15 protein-coding genes and 1 other RNA gene are annotated in these 15774 nt (G+C 52.1%); 5 read left to right on the top strand and 11 right to left on the bottom strand.

Annotated elements, in window-relative coordinates; all coding sequences use genetic code 11:
- Window positions 1–10 precede the first annotated feature (10 nt).
- Genes mraY through mraZ form a run of 7 tightly spaced genes read right to left on the bottom strand, consistent with a single transcriptional unit; the run spans window position 11 to window position 7410 of the window.
- Window positions 11–1096 carry a phospho-N-acetylmuramoyl-pentapeptide-transferase gene (gene mraY, locus CWE11_RS06450; RefSeq protein WP_126776792.1) on the bottom strand — a complete coding sequence of 362 codons (1086 nt, stop codon included), beginning with the start codon at window positions 1094–1096 and terminating at the stop codon, window positions 11–13.
- Window positions 1090–2508, bottom strand: coding sequence for a UDP-N-acetylmuramoyl-tripeptide--D-alanyl-D-alanine ligase (locus tag CWE11_RS06445; RefSeq protein ID WP_126776791.1), 1419 nt, complete (start codon window positions 2506–2508; stop codon window positions 1090–1092). Before CWE11_RS06445 ends, mraY begins: the two co-directional genes overlap by 7 nt.
- Window positions 2505–3962 carry a UDP-N-acetylmuramoyl-L-alanyl-D-glutamate--2,6-diaminopimelate ligase gene (gene murE, locus CWE11_RS06440; RefSeq protein WP_126776790.1) on the bottom strand — a complete coding sequence of 486 codons (1458 nt, stop codon included), beginning with the start codon at window positions 3960–3962 and terminating at the stop codon, window positions 2505–2507. Before murE ends, CWE11_RS06445 begins: the two co-directional genes overlap by 4 nt.
- The gene (locus tag CWE11_RS06435) at window positions 3955–5691 is read right to left on the bottom strand and encodes a penicillin-binding transpeptidase domain-containing protein (RefSeq protein WP_126776789.1); all 1737 of its coding nucleotides are present in this window, start codon (window positions 5689–5691) and stop codon (window positions 3955–3957) included. Before CWE11_RS06435 ends, murE begins: the two co-directional genes overlap by 8 nt.
- On the bottom strand, window positions 5682–6017 hold the full coding sequence (gene ftsL, locus CWE11_RS06430; RefSeq protein ID WP_126776788.1) for a cell division protein FtsL: 336 nt from the start codon (window positions 6015–6017) through the stop codon (window positions 5682–5684). The genes CWE11_RS06435 and ftsL overlap by 10 nt, the downstream gene beginning before the upstream one ends.
- On the bottom strand, window positions 6014–6952 hold the full coding sequence (rsmH, locus tag CWE11_RS06425; RefSeq protein ID WP_126776787.1) for a 16S rRNA (cytosine(1402)-N(4))-methyltransferase RsmH: 939 nt from the start codon (window positions 6950–6952) through the stop codon (window positions 6014–6016). Before rsmH ends, ftsL begins: the two co-directional genes overlap by 4 nt.
- On the bottom strand, window positions 6952–7410 hold the full coding sequence (gene mraZ / locus CWE11_RS06420) for a division/cell wall cluster transcriptional repressor MraZ (RefSeq protein WP_126776786.1): 459 nt from the start codon (window positions 7408–7410) through the stop codon (window positions 6952–6954). Before mraZ ends, rsmH begins: the two co-directional genes overlap by 1 nt.
- Window positions 7411–7603: 193 nt before the next feature.
- Between mraZ and CWE11_RS06415 the strand changes: the two genes are divergently transcribed.
- Entirely contained in the window at window positions 7604–9781 is a 2178-nt protein-coding gene (locus tag CWE11_RS06415; RefSeq protein WP_126776785.1) for a putative bifunctional diguanylate cyclase/phosphodiesterase, read from the top strand.
- 27 nt (window positions 9782–9808) lie between these two features.
- Here the strand turns inward: CWE11_RS06415 and rnpB are convergent.
- Both rnpB and rsmI read right to left on the bottom strand, forming a co-directional pair.
- Window positions 9809–10176, bottom strand: an RNA gene (rnpB, locus tag CWE11_RS06410) — RNase P RNA component class A.
- A 78-nt stretch (window positions 10177–10254) separates the two neighbouring features.
- On the bottom strand, window positions 10255–11079 hold the full coding sequence (rsmI, locus tag CWE11_RS06405; RefSeq protein ID WP_126776784.1) for a 16S rRNA (cytidine(1402)-2'-O)-methyltransferase: 825 nt from the start codon (window positions 11077–11079) through the stop codon (window positions 10255–10257).
- 96 nt (window positions 11080–11175) lie between these two features.
- On the opposite strand from rsmI, the gene CWE11_RS06400 reads away from it, so the two are divergent.
- From CWE11_RS06400 to CWE11_RS06385, 4 genes are read left to right on the top strand one after another with little or no spacing between them, the layout of a single operon-like run.
- Window positions 11176–13038, top strand: a complete 1863-nt coding sequence (locus CWE11_RS06400) for a penicillin-binding protein activator (RefSeq protein ID WP_157981309.1) — start codon at window positions 11176–11178, stop codon at window positions 13036–13038.
- Complete coding sequence (locus CWE11_RS06395; protein ID WP_126776782.1) at window positions 13016–13366, top strand: YraN family protein; 351 nt, start codon at window positions 13016–13018, stop codon at window positions 13364–13366. Before CWE11_RS06400 ends, CWE11_RS06395 begins: the two co-directional genes overlap by 23 nt.
- Window positions 13366–13932 (top strand): D-sedoheptulose-7-phosphate isomerase, encoded by a 567-nt coding sequence (locus tag CWE11_RS06390; protein ID WP_157981308.1) that lies wholly within the window; start codon window positions 13366–13368, stop codon window positions 13930–13932. The genes CWE11_RS06395 and CWE11_RS06390 overlap by 1 nt, the downstream gene beginning before the upstream one ends.
- 2 nt (window positions 13933–13934) lie before the next feature.
- Window positions 13935–14513 (top strand): BON domain-containing protein, encoded by a 579-nt coding sequence (locus CWE11_RS06385; protein WP_126776780.1) that lies wholly within the window; start codon window positions 13935–13937, stop codon window positions 14511–14513.
- Window positions 14514–14596: 83 nt separating this feature from the next.
- Here CWE11_RS06385 and CWE11_RS06380 read toward each other — a convergent pair whose 3' ends face one another.
- A complete protein-coding gene (locus CWE11_RS06380; RefSeq protein ID WP_126776779.1) occupies window positions 14597–15064 on the bottom strand; it encodes a ClpXP protease specificity-enhancing factor in 468 nt (155 codons plus the stop codon).
- An 11-nt stretch (window positions 15065–15075) separates the two neighbouring features.
- Window positions 15076–15711, bottom strand: a complete 636-nt coding sequence (gene sspA / locus CWE11_RS06375) for a stringent starvation protein SspA (RefSeq protein WP_126776778.1) — start codon at window positions 15709–15711, stop codon at window positions 15076–15078.
- Window positions 15712–15774 lie beyond the last annotated feature (63 nt).

Genomic DNA, 15774 nt, shown 5'->3' with positions numbered 1-15774 from the left:
GTCGCCTTAATTAACGTAACTTTAGAGTCGCCAGTCCGATGAGGACGAGCACCAATGAGATAATCCAAAACCGGACGATAACCCGTGGCTCCGGCCAACCTTTCAATTCGTAATGGTGATGGATAGGGGCCATCCGAAAGATCCGCTTTCCGCGCAGCTTATAACTGCCGACTTGCAGCATGACGGACAGTGTCTCGATGACAAACACTCCACCCATAATGAACAGCACGAGCTCTTGGCGCACAAGGACAGCGATGATGCCCAGGACTGCTCCGAGTGCAAGGGAGCCCACATCACCCATAAAGACTTGCGCGGGATAAGTGTTAAACCACAGAAACCCTAAGCCGGCTCCAACAATTGCAGCGCAGACCACCGTTAATTCCGCCGCGAGTGGGATATAGGGAATTTGCAGGTAGTCAGCAAAGTTCACATTACCGGTGACATAGGCAAATACGCCCAGTGCACCGGCAACCATAATAGTCGGCATAATAGCCAGCCCATCTAACCCATCCGTCAGGTTGACTGCATTACTGGTGCCTACCACCACAAAATAAGCAAGCAACATGTACATCATGCCGAGCTGTGGCATGACATCTTTGAAAAATGGAATGAGAAGTGCCGTCTCCGCCGGTTGCGTGGCGGTATAATACAGATACACCGCGGCTGTCCCCGCGAGCACCGATTGCCAAAAATACTTCCAGCGTGCCGCAAGCCCTTTTGGGTCCTTGCGCACGACTTTGCGGTAATCATCAACAAAGCCAATGATTCCAAAGCCCGTCAATGTGAGCAGCGTGACCCAAACGTAGCGGTTGGTCAGATCAGCCCACAAAAGCCCCGATACCAAGATGCTGATGAGAATCATCAAGCCGCCCATGGTCGGCGTACCGGATTTGCTTAAATGACTTTGCGGACCATCATCCCGAACTGTTTGCCCAATCTGCAAACGTTGCAACCAACGAATCAGTCGTGGTCCAATCCACAGCGACAGTACCAGCGCGGTCAAGATGCCCATAATCGAGCGCATCGTGAGATACGAAAATACATTGAAGCCCGAAGCCACATTTTGTTGTAAGTATTCGGCCAGCCAGACTAGCATGCCGTTTTCCCCCGTCTTTGCGTATTAAGATCGTGTGCCAGCAGAGATGTCACAATGCGCTCCATACGCGAACTGCGTGATCCCTTCACTAAGACGGTAATCTCCGGTTGCTGACGGATTTCTTCGAGTAACCCATCGACTAATGCTTCAATGGAATCAAAATGACGACCTCCGTGACCGTTGAAAATTTCGCTGGCACTCTGGCTCAAGACCCCAAGGGTGAACAAGCCATCGATGCCAGCGGAAATCGCGTACGCACCCACCTCTTCATGGTATGCCCGCGCGTTTGCCCCCAGCTCCCCCATATCTCCGAAGACAAACAGTCGCCGTCCGGGGAGGCTTGCGAGCACGTCGATGGCCGCTTTTGCCGAACCCACATTGGCGTTATAAGTATCATCAATTAACTGCACTCCCGGCACAGGCTTATGGACCACCATGCGTCCTGGCACAGCCTGCATGTTGCTGAATCCACGAACGATTTCAGCAAAACTTAGACCCAGTGCCCGACACATCGCGACCGCCGCCAAAGCATTGAGCACATTGTGCTTGCCCGGCAACGTAAGCGTGACACGGTGCGTTTCCCCTTCCGCGTGCAGCGTGAATTGCGCGCAACCGTCTTGGTTTATTTTGATATCAGTCGCGCGCAAATCGGCTTCGGGATTCTCAATCCCGAAGGTTTTATGGTTACGCCCCTGGAGTTCGCGTAACCAAAACTCATGAAATTCGGAGTCCGCATTGGTCAATGCGAGCCCCGTTTCCCCTAAGCCTCTAAAAATCTCTGTTTTCGCTTTTGCAACACCGCAAATGTCCCCGAACCCCTCCACATGGGCGGGTGCCACATTATTGATCATTGCAGCATCGGGCTTGACCAAACTAGTGGTGTAGGCAATTTCGCCTCGATGATTTGCCCCGAGCTCTAACACCGCATGCGTATGTGCTTGCGTCAGACGCAGCAGGGTTAATGGCACACCAATGTCATTGTTATAATTGCCAGCCGTGACGAGCACTTCGCCTTTCACCGAGTCCGCCTGGGCTAAAATCGCGCCGATCATCTCTTTGACCGTGGTTTTACCACTGCTTCCGGTGATCGCGACCGAGCGCGGATTGACTTCCGCTTTAACCGCTGCGGCCAAGTCACCGAGAGCACGACGCGTATCCTGAACAATAATTTGTGGCACCTCGATCGGCATTTCACGCTCGCAGATCACGCCACACGCGCCGGCTTCAGCAACTTGCGCAAGAAAATCATGGGCGTCGAAGTTCGGGCCCTTAATGGCAATAAATAGGTCCCCTGCAGCAACCTGGCGACTATCAATCACCACGTGCCCTTTCACTTTGATAGCTCCGGTCGTGGTATCTACAAGCTGCCCGTCGACCTGCTTTGCAATCCAATGTAATGTCACCGGAATCATGATTGTCCCCCCAGCACGGACTCAACCCACGCGCGCTCGTCATAATCGACCGACTTGGTTCCAATAATTTGATAGGTTTCATGCCCTTTTCCAGCGAGCACCACGACGTCATCTGCGGCTGCATTGCGCAGCGTCGCAAGGACTGTCTGGGACCGACCGGGGGACGCATGGACGTGCGTTCCTGCTGGCATCCCGCTGACAATATCTTCAATAATGGTGTGCGGATCTTCAGTCCGTGGGTTGTCGTCCGTCACGACAATTTCATCTGCAAAGCGAGCGGCGACCTGCCCCATTTGTGGACGTTTTCCGCGATCTCGATCGCCTCCACAACCAAAGACGCACCAGAGCTTGCCGTGACAATGACGACGAGCAGCCCGTAAAACTTGTTCGAGCGCATCCGGTGTGTGGGCATAGTCGACGAGTACCAAGGGGTAACCTTCACGACGGAACGTTTCCATCCGGCCAATCACAGGGCGTAAACGACCCACTAAGGCCGCAACATCGGTTAAACGATACCCTGCAGAAAGTGGGCTCAGCATCGCCGCGAGGAGATTCGCCACATTGAAGTCCCCAAGCAGAGGACTGCGAATCCGCAAACGATGTTCAAACCATGCCAATGTCAGTTCGGTTCCTGCATCGGTGTACTCAATATCCAGCGCCACCAGTGTGTTCGCACGCCCAGCAAGTTTTGGATTTAGAGAGAACCAATAGTCGTTGCTGGTGCCCCATGTGGCAATCACAGGGTCGTCTGCATTTAAAATTCGTGCTTTGGCATCAAAATCAGTAAACAAACTGCGCTTGGCAGCAACATAGGCTTCCATCGTGCCGTGATAATCGAGGTGATCGCGGCTGATATTGGTCGCAATGATCGTATCGAACCGCAGAGCATCCACTCGGCCTTGCACCAAAGCATGGGAGGAAACCTCCATCGCGACGCACCGTGCGCCCTCAGCCTTAAAGCCAGCAAGCCGTTGTTGAACAGTCACCGCGTCCGGCGTGGTGTTTTTCTCGGGCAACAACTGGGGAAGAATACCACTGCCAATGGTCCCCAACACGGCCGCTGCCGGTTCCAATTCATGCCACAGTTGAGCAATCAAGTGACTCACCGTTGTTTTGCCATTGGTGCCTGTCACACCAATCACGCGCAATTGGCTTGAGGGCGATCCGTAGAAAATATCCGCTAATGCTGAGACACGCTGTTTTAAGTGCGGAACACCGATGATCCAGACCGATTCCATTTCACCTGTTGTCCAGGTGTCCATATCAGCCAAGACCACACAAGCGCCCGCCGAAATTGCTGCATCGATATAATCACGCCCATCCGTGTCATAACCTGGCACAGCAATAAAGGCATCACCTGCAGCAATGCGACGGCTATCAAGCTTCAATCCCTGGATTGCAAGATCAGGAAGTGGGTAGGGACAATCTGGAAGCAGAGCGCTCAGCTTAATCATTGCGCACCCCCCACCCAGCGACCCGGATTTCACGGCCAGTCAAATTATCTGGCGCTACATTTAAAATTCGCATGGTTTCTTCTGCAATGGCGGAAAATACTGGGGCCGCCACTGTTCCCCCGTGATAACTATCCCCTGCAGGCTCATTGATCATCACCACAATCGAGACGCGTGGACGACTCGCTGGAATCACGCCTGCAAATAACCCGATATACTCGTCACCGTAACCGCCCGCAACCGCTTTGCGTGAGGTTCCGGTCTTTCCGGCCACCCGATAGCCAGGCACGCGTGCCCGTGTTCCCGTTCCGCCTTCCAAGGTAACGGACTCCATCAGACGGAGCGTTTCACGGGTAAGTTCACGAGGAAATACCTGGCGACCTGCAAAGGGTTGATCAACCTTGAGAATACTGAGCGGCCGTTTCACGCCCCCATTCCCGATAATGGAATACATCTGCGCAAGTTGCAGTGTCGTCACCGAGAGACCGTAGCCGAAGGATAAGGTCGCAATCTCAAAATCAGACCAACGCCGTTGGTTGCGCATCAACCCCATGCTTTCGCCAAGCATATTGATGCCGGTATCGGTTCCAAAGCCCGCGAGACCAAACAGCCCCAAGAAGTCTTCCTGCTCCATATCGAGCGCCAGCCGCGAAGTTCCCACGTTGCTGGAATGCGCGAGAATTCCCGCTAAGTCTAACTCACCGTAGTTACGAGCGTCTTGAACCCGTCGTCCACCGACCCGCATCCAGCCAGGGCTGGTATTCAAACGTTCATCCGCCTGCACATGTCCATGGCTCATTGCACCCAACACGACCAAGGGTTTGATAGTCGAACCCGGTTCGAAGCTGTCTGAGATAGCCCGGTTACGCATTTGATGGGGTTGAATTGTGCTGCGGTTATTTGGGTTGTACGACGGACTATTCACCATCGCCAACACCTCACCGGTGTTCACATCCAACACCACCACTGAACCCGAGGTCGCTTGGTGATAACGGACCGCTTTCGCTAATTCGCGATAAGCGACCGCTTGAATCCGCTGATCAATGCTCAGCGTCAGATTTTGCGGGAACTCACTTTCCGTGACTTCAAGCTCTTCGACCAAACGCCCTTGGCCATCCCGTCGCACTCGACGTTGCCCCGGCGTTCCCGTTAATAGTCCGTTATAAACGGCTTCGACCCCATCAAGGCCCTCTGCATCGATGTTGGTAATCCCCACAACATGGGCCGAAATCTCACCCGTCGGATAAAACCGCCGAGACTCTTCTTTCAGGCCCACGCCCGGAATTCGAAGCTGCGTGATGTAGTTGGCAACGCCCGGAGTGACCATGCGCTCAAGATACACAAATCGACGCTGTGGATTTTCGACTTTACGCAATAATTGCTCTGGCGTGGTGTTCAATACATCGGCCATCGCTTGCCAGCGCCGCATATCACTCATGCCATTGCGGTCATGCACCACTTTCGGATCGGCCCACACAGTGTGAACTGGCACACTAATGGCCAAATCCACCCCATTTCGATCGGTAATATTACCTCGTTGTACTCGGTCTTGCGCCACCCGAATTGAGCGGAGGTCTCCCTCATAACGCAAGCGGTCGGGCTCAATCACCTGGATATAAGCAGCACGCGCTACGAGCGCCGTAAATCCCAGACACAAGAGGACGAGCAGGAACATGAAGCGTCCCGGCATAGGTTCCGGACGCAGTATCTTCTCATTGCGTCTCACCGCCATGGCACCAGAACCTCCTGATCATCCGAAGGACGACGCATCCCCAACTCACGCTGAGCGATCGTCTCGATTCGGCTGTGTTCAGACAGCGCAGTTTGTTCAATCACCAAGTGACGAAACTCCACATCAATGGCATCCCGCTGTCGCATCATTTGCTCACGCTCTGCAAGCAGCTCTCGATTTAAGTGTGTCAAATACACGGTCGTCAGCGCACTGACGATCGCAACGAACGACCAGAAGACCAAGCCACGGTAATGCCGCAAATCGGAGAAAATGACTTGCAGTAATCCTGGGTGTGCTTGCAGTTTCTTCAGGTCGATTCGTTTCATGGCAGTCGCTCCGCAATTCGCAGCACGGAACTCCGCGCTCTCGGATTGGCCTTGAGCTCCTGAGCACTCGGCTTGATTGCTTTACCAATAGGATTCAGCGTCCGCGTATCCTCAATTTGATCTTCACGCAACGGCAAACCTGCCGGGAGCTGTGCTCGGCGACTCTGGGCTCGGATAAACTGTTTTGCAATCCGGTCTTCCAAACTATGGAAACTAATTACCGCGAGACGCCCACCGGGCTTCAACGCATCGACCGCAGCTTTCAAAGCCACTTCTACTTCCTCGAGTTCACGATTAATGTGAATCCGAATGGCTTGGAAAACGCGTGTCGCGGGGTGCTTGTGTTTCTCGCGAGTTGGACTCACTTTACTAATGAGATCAGCCAACTCATGGGTGCGCGTAAGCGTATGTTCTTGGCGATGCTCAATGATGGCGCGGGCAATGCGTCCAGCAAATCGCTCTTCGCCATAGGTCCGAAAAACGTGAGCCATTTCATCCATGTCTGCTCGGGCCAGCCAATCCGCAGCCGATTCATCCTGTTCTGGATTCATCCGCATATCGAGGGGCCCATCGCGCATAAAACTAAAACCGCGTTCAGCGTCATCAAGCTGTGGGGATGAGACGCCGAGGTCAAAGAGAATGCCAGCAACACGGCCGTGAAGGCCTTCTTGCTCAATAATGTCTGCCAATGCAGAGAAAGGCGTGTGGAAGAAGTGGAAACGAGGATCGTTCGTCAGGGCTTGAGCAGCCTGGGCGGCAGTAGGGTCTCTATCGAATGCAATGAGGCGTCCCTCGGGACCGAGTTCTGCGAGCACAGCACGACTGTGCCCTCCACGTCCGAAGGTTGCATCGATATATATTTGGTCCGGTTGGATCGCTAACGCCTCAATCGACTCCGCTAGCAACACCGGTACATGTTGCGGTGTCTGCGCCATTATAATGAAAAGTCTTGTAGTCGATCACTTAACGTAAAGTCGCCTGCTTGCTCAGCCGCGATATCATCTGCGACCTGCTGCTGCCATACCTCTTCATCCCAAATTTCAAATTTGTTCAGTTGACCAACCAACATTAATTTCTTGGTCAATCCGGCATGTTGACGAAGCGGCGTTGCAATCAGGACTCGACCGTTTTTGTCCATTTCACAATCATCCGCATATCCAAGCAGCAAACGCTGAAGGCGACGCTCTGCGGGGTTCATGGTTGAGAGGGTGGCAAGTTTCTGTTCTATCACTTGCCATTCCGGAAGCGGGTATAACAAAAGGCATGGCTGCTTGATATCAATCGTACAGACCAGTTTGCCTTCACAGTCTAACGAAAGGAGATTACGATACCGAGCCGGTATCGCAAGGCGACCTTTATCGTCAAGACTGATGCTATTTGCGCCACGAAACATATTTATTTAGCGGGATCACCAGAATGATCCACTTCTCTCCACTTTTCCCCACAATGATACAGTCTAGGTGTCACATTGATCCCCTGTCAAGGAAAATTGCAGGAGAATTAATCAAGCGGCAGCGCCTTTTTCACTTGCGTTTAAGCATGTATTCGTTAACTATTTGTTTAATTTATAAACGCGGGTGTATTCGGTGAAAAAGAAGCTCTGGATCGGCCTTTTAAGTCTTATCGTATTTTTGATCTGCGAAGCGGTTTTGATCCGGTTTATTCTGACTGATCGTGAGCGGGATGTAGAGACTCAGCGTTATGTTGCACTTGAACAACTCAGTACGGTGCGGGCGCGCCTTGAAGGGTTGATGCAAACCAACTTGATTGCCATTCGGCAAATATATACCGAGCTCTCAATTAATCCTGAGCTGTCCGAAGAGCGCTTCGCCCTCCTGACACGTAACTTAATCTCCCAACATCTTCATGTCCGACACTTGGCGATTGGACAAGATTATCGCATAACGATGATTTACCCCCTTGAAGGAAATGAAGAGGCCGTCGGCTTCGACTATCGGAGCCGCCCTGACCAACTTCGGACGCTGCAAAAGGCAATTGCAACACGACAAATCACGATCAACGGCCCGGTCGCTTTAACTCAAGGGGGAGAAGCCTTAATCGCGCGTGTTCCCGTCTACGCTGAAGACAATGAAACCTTGCAAGCCATCATTTCACAGGTCATCCGTCATGAGTCGTTGTTTCGCGATGCAGGATTATTTGACCACCCAGAACTCGCCATTAGTTTGCGGGGTATCGACGGTACCGGCGTGACAGGTGAATTAATCACCGGAAATTATGGCATTTGGGATAGTAATCCGGTCGTGCTCGATGTCAATCTTCCAACCGGCTCATGGGCACTCGCCGCAGTTCCTTTGCGAGGCGACTGGCTCCCTGCAGGACATCCGACCGTCTTGTATTTTACCTTCGGCACGCTGATCGCGATGTTACTGGCCAGTATGACATTTTTGATTTTGCTCAATCAGCAGCGACTTCAGGCGGCTTTTGGCCTGATCAGCAATCAAGCACGCTTCGACAACTTAACTGGGCTTGCGAATCGGCACTTCTTTGAAGAACAACTGAGCGCCTACATCAGCGCCTGCGAACGCAGAAGCGAAAAGTTCGCCATACTTTTTATCGACTTAGACCATTTTAAAGAGGTCAACGACTCGCTCGGACATGCAGCGGGGGATGAGCTATTAAAAATTATTGCGGACCGATTGCGCGCCTCGTTACGTCGAGACGATATTATTGCCCGATTGGGTGGAGATGAGTTTGTTGTTGTACTCAAAAATCTCGCCGAGCCGTTCCATGCGCAATTGCAAGCACAAAAACTGTTAAAGCACATTCAAGAACCGATGAATGTGCAAGGCCACGATGTCGTCATTAACAGTTCGATCGGAATCTCGTTGTTCCCAAGTGACGGCGCAACCTTCAGTGACTTGCTCAAGTCGGCAGATATGGCCATGTATGCAGCAAAAGATGCAGGCCGTGCCACATCTGAGTTCTTTAACGAGGGGCTACGAGAACAAGCGACCAATCATCTGCATATGCACCATGCGATTTTACAAGGATTGCAGAACAATGAGTTCTTGGTGCATTACCAACCGGTGATTAATTCCAAAGATGGAACCCTACACAGCATCGAGGCCCTTGCCCGTTGGCAACATCCTACGCGAGGCTTGCTGCTGCCCAAAGAATTTATCTCCATCGCTGAAAAGAGCGGGGCAATTCGTGAGCTTGGGCATTTTGTGCTGACTCAAGCAAGCCGTGACCTCAAGAAACTTCATGCAGCCGGTATTGATGGACGTATCGCGATCAACTTCTCCTCCCACCAGTTCTATGATCGCATTGCCGTAGAACACTGGTTTGCCATTATGAAAGAGGAACACGCAGCCCCAGAGAATTTTACCTTTGAAATCACGGAGTCGATGCTGTTGCCTGATCGTGAGCGGCAGCGCGAGTTGCTGCTTGAGATACACGATGCGGGAATCACCCTCACCATCGATGATTTTGGCACCGGTTACTCATCCGCAAACTATCTTCGTCACTTCCCCATCTCGATGCTAAAAATTGATCGCGCTTTTGTTGAAGGGGTTCCCGATGATCCGCACCAAAATGCATTGCTCTCTGCACTGATTCACATGGCCCGCGCTCTGGGTATTGATGTGGTGGTCGAAGGGGTTGAAACGGTCAGCCAAGTCAACTTTTTAAATATGCAGACCGCTAACTTAATCCAAGGGTTTTACTTCGCAAAACCCATGAGCATTGAGCAATTGATCAAGCACTACGGCCGCAAAGAAAAAACCGCACGTTCGGATGGTTAAAGGACCAAAAACGTGCGGCTTTCGAAAATGGGGAGTTGGCCATTAAGCCGGGTTCTGTCGAGGACAATCATTCGTCTAGGACTGCAGTCGCCCACAGCCTCAAGCAACCTACCCGGACCCGAGGCGGGCCACCCCATGGATCCCTATTTGGTCTTGCTCCGAGTGGAGTTTACCGTGCCATGAACTGTTACCAGCCACGCGGTGCGCTCTTACCGCACCCTTTCACCCTTACCTGATCTTCTGCTTTCCGAGGAAAACAAAAGCCATCGGCGGTCTGCTCTCTGTTGCACTAGTCGTCGGCTCGCGCCGCCCAGGCGTTACCTGGCACTCTGCCCTATGGAGCCCGGACTTTCCTCCCCTTGCTAACGCAAGCAGCGATTGTCTCGGCCAACTCCGCCGCGCAGTATACGCGATCCCCATCCGAGCTCCAATGATTTCCGTAGCAAGCAACGCGGCAGCCTAGAATGTCGGCACTATATCAAATGCTGATACAAGGTATTTGCACTTAAACCGTAATGCTCTGCGACAATCTTGGCCGCTTTCTTAGGTGGAAGTTCTTCACTCAGACGTTTTAAAAGTTGCAGTGCTTCTGTGGGGATTAAATCCCCATCACGAACAACACCACCAATCAGCAAAACAATTTCACCGCGCTGTTGGTTGGCATCTGTCGATACCTGCTCTAACACACTTTGCGCAGAACCGGACAGGTAGGTTTCAAACTGCTTGGTAATCTCCCTTGCTATCACAACCGGGCGATCCGGCCCAAACACCTTAACAACCGCAGTGAGCGTCTCTAAAATTCGGCGCGGTGCCTCATAAAATATTAAGGTTCCCGACTCTCCTGCGAGTGCATCCAACGCCTTTTCCCGTGCCTGTTGCTTTGGCGGTAAAAATCCACAAAATACAAAACGGTCTGTGGGAAGGCCCGCCGCTGAAAGCGCTGTAATCGCCGCACAGGCGCCGGGAAGTGCAATGACTGAAGCTCCCGCAGCTCGGCATGCATTGACCAACGGATAACCTGGGTCACTAATGAGTGGTGTACCCGCATCACTGATCAAGGCAATATTTTTCCCGGCGGATAGCTGCGCTAAAATCGCCTCGATCTTTTGGCGTTCGTTGTGTTCATGGACGGCCCAAAGTTTACTTTCGATGCCAAAATGATTGAGCAGCACGGCGCTGTGGCGCGTGTCTTCCGCAGCGATGATATCGACCATCCGCAACACCTCGAGGGCTCGAAGTGTGATATCGTTCAGGTTGCCGATGGGAGTGGGGACAATATATAACGTGCCAGTGCTCATTTTCTGTCTCTTTACGTGAATCTTCAGAGCGCTTATTTGTCTGAATGACACGGTCAGTTTATAGTAGGGCCTTCCGGTCCAAGCGAGAAGTCTATTGTGCCAAAGTTGAGTTCCCGATGCATTCCTGTTTTTGCCTTGAGTCTGATCACACTGGGCTTGACCGGTTGTTCATCACCGCCAGAACCTTCGGTACCACCGAGCGAACGTGCAACACCACCTGCCGCTGAGCAGGTGACTCCGTTGCAAGATCCTCGGCGCCTGATTGCTCAAGCGAAGGAAGCATCCCGCACCCACGAGCAACATGAGCAGCTCGTTACCGCCGCGACACTTTATCTTGATCAAGGCGCATATGATCATGCAGCGGCCGTATTGAGCTATGTGGATGCCCGGCAATTGCGACCGGAATTTGCAAATCTCTACCGGCTCCAGCAAGCCCGTGTGTATGCGTCTCTCGATGAATGGGCTCGGGTCCTTGAACTGACTGATAACTTGGAGCGGCAGTTCAGTCAACGGCAGTATCGTGCAGAAGTGCTGGACCTTCGTTTCCAAGCGTTTTATGCAAAGCGTGATTATCTGTCCGCGACTCTCATGCGCATTGAGCAAAAGCGCTATGACGATCAAGTCACCCCGCCCGATATCTGGGATGTCCTGAAGCGCGTTTCTTTCTCGGAATTACAAAGTCGAACCATTCCCTCTGACGAAAATACTCGGGGATGGATCCAACTCGCAACACGTTTGCATCAATCAACGCAGCAAGGAACCTCCGCAGCTCAGGCCCTCGCCTCATGGCAGCGAAGCTACCCTTCCCACCCGGCCCAACCGTGGGTTGCAGAACGAGCGGAGCAGACTGCGTACATCGCAACGCCGCAAGTAATTGGTGTGCTTCTTCCGTTAAGCGGCCAGTTCGCATCACAAGGGCAGGCCGTGCGAAACGGGATACTAGCGGCGGCGACGTCCGAGCGGCGCGAGCAGCTCCATTTCTTCGATACAACGACGACGTCCATGAGCGATATTCACGCGCAACTCCTTTCTCTTGAAGTTGAATTAGTGATCGGCCCTTTGGTCCGTGAGCACATTGAGAATTTCCGTGCGCTTGAACCGGGTCCATGGCAGCAGCTCTGGCTTAATCAAGTGGATGACCCGCAACAAGGGGACCGTGTATCGGCGTTCTTTGCACTGGACCTCACATCAGAAGTTCAGGTTGCGGCGCAATATTTAGCGCAAAAAGGTCATCGTAATGTCCTCCTGCTTGGTCCCGACACGTCCCGTGGCCGACAAATGTCTGCGCTGTTCAGCGACGCATGGGAGTCTGAGTTTGGTGCTCGTTCCGTGCGCACCGGCCTCTATACGTCAAGCAGTGACATGGTTGATATCGTGCGGGCAAGCCTGCGTGTTGATGCCAGCCAACAGCGTATCGAGGCGCTTGAACGAAATCTGCAACAACGCATGCGCAATGAAGAATTGCACCATGAATTTCGGAGCCGACAAGATATCGATGCCATTTATCTGTTAGGCGATGCGCAACAAGCCCGGTTGCTCAAACCCTACGTAGATGTCAACTTAAGCGCATTTGGCAGCCGCATCCCAATGTACGCGAGTTCCGCGATCCACCAAGAGCAAACCAGCCGTGGGCAAAATGACTTGGCGGGAATTACATTTTCGGATGCACCCTTTTTGGTCAATCCTGAGCGGGCAACAACCCTACGACAAACCATTCAGGAAGTGATGCCAAGTGCCTCGATGAGTCAACAGCGACTGATCGCCATGGGCTACGATGCAATGCAGCTTGCGGTCCGCTTACCGCTGATGAGCGAACTCCCTGGTTATCGCTACCAAGGATTGACTGGGACATTGCGGATTTCCGACCATATTGTGGTTCGAGAGCTCGATTGGGCTACCTTTGAAGGTCATTCGCTTTCATTGGAGCACACCGCGCATGTCGAACAAGTCCGTCGGTAATCACTACGAAGCCGTTGCTATTCGTCATTTAACTTCTTATGGCCTCGAGCTGGTGATGCAAAATTACCGGTTGGACAATGGTGAAATTGATTTGATCATGCGCGAACAGGAATTTTTGGTCTTCGTTGAAGTCAAATATCGAGCCAGCCAAGACTTCGCCGATGTGCTTGAACAGTTCAGTGCCAAACAATTACAGCGCGTTCGCCATACCGCACGGGTCTGGATGTCTCAAAATGGAATCAATGAACACATGACCGCGGTTCGCTTTGATATTATTGCAATCACAGGTACCCCATTTTCAATTGAATGGCTGAAGGACGCATTTTGATGATGCAAGACACCATCCGCACGTATTTTAACGAAAGCATTCAAATTCAAGTGGCCGCGGCCGATACCTTGGCCCAAGCTGTTGAGCAAGCCGCTTCATTGCTGGTGCAATCGTTATTGTCTGGACGGCGTATTTTTAGTTGTGGTGATGGCAACAGCGCATTTATTGCCCATCACTTTACTGATTTACTCCTCCACGGGAGCCGTCTCGAGCGCCCGCCCTTTCCTGCGATCACGCTAGGTGCGAATTCCACTCACCCGAATCAAGAGGAATGCCTGTCGCGGCAAATCAGTGCGCTTGGTTCTGCGGGTGATTTGTTGGTGACGTTCGTGTGTCAGCAACATTCGGAGCGCGTTCACCAGGCAATGGAAGCGGCGCTTTCTCGCGAAATGACGATCGTGACGGTGGTTGGAGAAGAAGCGCCGGAAATCACCGGGCTACTTGGGCCAAGTGACGTAGAAGTTCGTATCCCAAGCTCCAATCCAGCGCGTATCGTGGAACAACAACTCTTTTTCAGTCAACTGCTCGTTGATTTAATTGAACGACAAATTTTTGAAGGGGAATAGTTATGCGCTTAGTTCGTCTGTTCGCTTTGTGGATTGCTGTTATCGTTGGCGCAAGCCAGATGAGCGGGTGTGCGGCCGTTGTAGTGGGTGCGACCGTTGGGGGAACCGCGGTCGCTCTGGATAGTCGGGATGTGAACACCCAAGTGGATGATTCAGCGTTGCGCGTTCGTATTGTTTCCGCGTTCAACGAGACCGAGGCGTTTCGCAATCAACGGGTTAAATTTGTGCCATATAATGGTGATGTCTTATTGTATGGGCAAGTCGATACGCAAGGGCGTGCTGACGAAGCCGAGCGAATTGTCCGTGACGTCGATGGTGTAAATCGGGTGTTTAACCAAATCCGGGTTACAGATGTCGCAAACTTTCGGACGCGCGCAGACGACACGTGGATCACCACACGTGTAAAAACCTTATTGCTGCGGGATCAAGACTACGATGCCTCTGGTGTGAAGGTAGTGACCGAAGATGGTGAAGTCTTTTTGTTTGGCATCGTCGAGCGCCCTACCGCTGACCGTGCTATTGAGATCGCCCGTAACGTTCGCGGTGTTCGCAAAGTGGTCGATGTGATGCAGGTTCAATAGAACACGGTAGACAACGCTTTATTGAATAAAAAACGGTGCTCAACAGCACCGTTTTTTTGTCTATGTTCTTCAGAGAACAGCCGTTACTTAACAACCGTTAAATGGGGGCGTCCTTTTTTAGTCACTTCCGAATCGTCGCTCGACCCCTCATCCGACTCTAACGCTGCTTCAGAGGCCTCTGTGCGCTCTTCCTGACCGTCCGCGCCTGCAAGCTCCGGCGCGATATCTTCAAGCAGCAGACCTTGCTCTGGCTCAAAGATGGTGCCTGCGCCGTTCTCACGGGAATAAATCGCAAGTAACGACCCCATTGGAAGAATAACCCGCTGATCCTGTCCGCCAAATCGAGCACGGAAGCTGACTTGATCGTTTTCAAGCTGCAAACCATGCACAGCGCCTGGCGCGATGTTCAGGACTATCTGCCCGTCCTGAACATACTGACGGGGTATTTCGGTTCCTGGGAATTCAGCGTCAACCACTAAATGTGGTGTGAGATCGTTGTCTAACAACCAATCATACAGCGCACGCAGAATATAAGGACGACGAGGTGTCATGCTCATCCCTTTTACTGGCGACCGATTTCGCGTTCTTCTTCCGTGAGTGAATCACGGAATGACTCACGCTCGAAGAGTTTCAACATATAAGATTTTACTTCCTTCGCACCGGCACCATTGAGTTCAATACCGTACAGTGGAAGGCGCCACAATAATGGGGCCAAGTAACAATCAACCAGTGTGAATTCTTCGCTCATAAAGAACGGCGTATCCGCGAACACAGGAGCCAGCGCCAAGATGCTCTCTTTCAGCTCCTGCCGAGCCGCTTCCGCATCTTTCTTCGTTCCTTTCACGATAGTGTCAGCTAATGCGTACCAGTCACGCTCGATACGATACATCATTAAGCGACTGGTTCCGCGAGCCACAGGATAGACAGGCATCAAAGGTGGATGTGGGAACCGCTCATCAAGGTATTCCATGATAATTTGTGCTTTGTACAGCACCAACTCACGGTCCACGAGTGTTGGCACGTTATCCGGGTAAGGATTGAGTTGCAAAAGATCTTCCGGTTGATTCTCCGGAGCAACATAGGCGATTTCAACGCTGACACCTTTCTCAGCCAACACAATACGTGTTTGGTGACTGAATAAATCATCTTTCCCTGAATACAGGGTCATTACTGAACGCTTATTGGCAGCAACAGCCATGGTTTTCTCCACTCTTCGAAAACAGCAAAGGGGGCGCTGTACGCCCCCAAAAGACTTTCTATT

The sequence above is a fragment of the Aliidiomarina sanyensis genome (genome assembly GCF_003987175.1).
Lineage (GTDB): Bacteria > Pseudomonadota > Gammaproteobacteria > Enterobacterales > Alteromonadaceae > Aliidiomarina > Aliidiomarina sanyensis.
Note: the sequence above shows the minus strand (reverse complement) of the source record. Positions and strands in the feature narration are given on the sequence as shown.

Excerpts from the sequence above, each read along its gene's own strand:
- ftsL (WP_126776788.1), bottom strand. The coding sequence starts at position 6,017 with ATGAAACGAATCGACCTGAAGAAACTGCAAGCACACCCAGGATTACTG.
- CWE11_RS06435 (WP_126776789.1), bottom strand. The coding sequence starts at position 5,691 with ATGGCGGTGAGACGCAATGAGAAGATACTGCGTCCGGAACCTATGCCG.
- CWE11_RS06385 (WP_126776780.1), top strand. The coding sequence starts at position 13,935 with ATGCGCTTAGTTCGTCTGTTCGCTTTGTGGATTGCTGTTATCGTTGGC.
- sspA (WP_126776778.1), bottom strand. The coding sequence starts at position 15,711 with ATGGCTGTTGCTGCCAATAAGCGTTCAGTAATGACCCTGTATTCAGGG.
- CWE11_RS06380 (WP_126776779.1), bottom strand. The coding sequence starts at position 15,064 with ATGACACCTCGTCGTCCTTATATTCTGCGTGCGCTGTATGATTGGTTG.
- rsmI (WP_126776784.1), bottom strand. The coding sequence starts at position 11,079 with ATGAGCACTGGCACGTTATATATTGTCCCCACTCCCATCGGCAACCTG.
- rsmH (WP_126776787.1), bottom strand. The coding sequence starts at position 6,952 with ATGGCGCAGACACCGCAACATGTACCGGTGTTGCTAGCGGAGTCGATT.
- mraY (WP_126776792.1), bottom strand. The coding sequence starts at position 1,096 with ATGCTAGTCTGGCTGGCCGAATACTTACAACAAAATGTGGCTTCGGGC.
- CWE11_RS06445 (WP_126776791.1), bottom strand. The coding sequence starts at position 2,508 with ATGATTCCGGTGACATTACATTGGATTGCAAAGCAGGTCGACGGGCAG.
- murE (WP_126776790.1), bottom strand. The coding sequence starts at position 3,962 with ATGATTAAGCTGAGCGCTCTGCTTCCAGATTGTCCCTACCCACTTCCT.
- CWE11_RS06395 (WP_126776782.1), top strand. The coding sequence starts at position 13,016 with ATGTCGAACAAGTCCGTCGGTAATCACTACGAAGCCGTTGCTATTCGT.
- CWE11_RS06390 (WP_157981308.1), top strand. The coding sequence starts at position 13,366 with ATGATGCAAGACACCATCCGCACGTATTTTAACGAAAGCATTCAAATT.
- mraZ (WP_126776786.1), bottom strand. The coding sequence starts at position 7,410 with ATGTTTCGTGGCGCAAATAGCATCAGTCTTGACGATAAAGGTCGCCTT.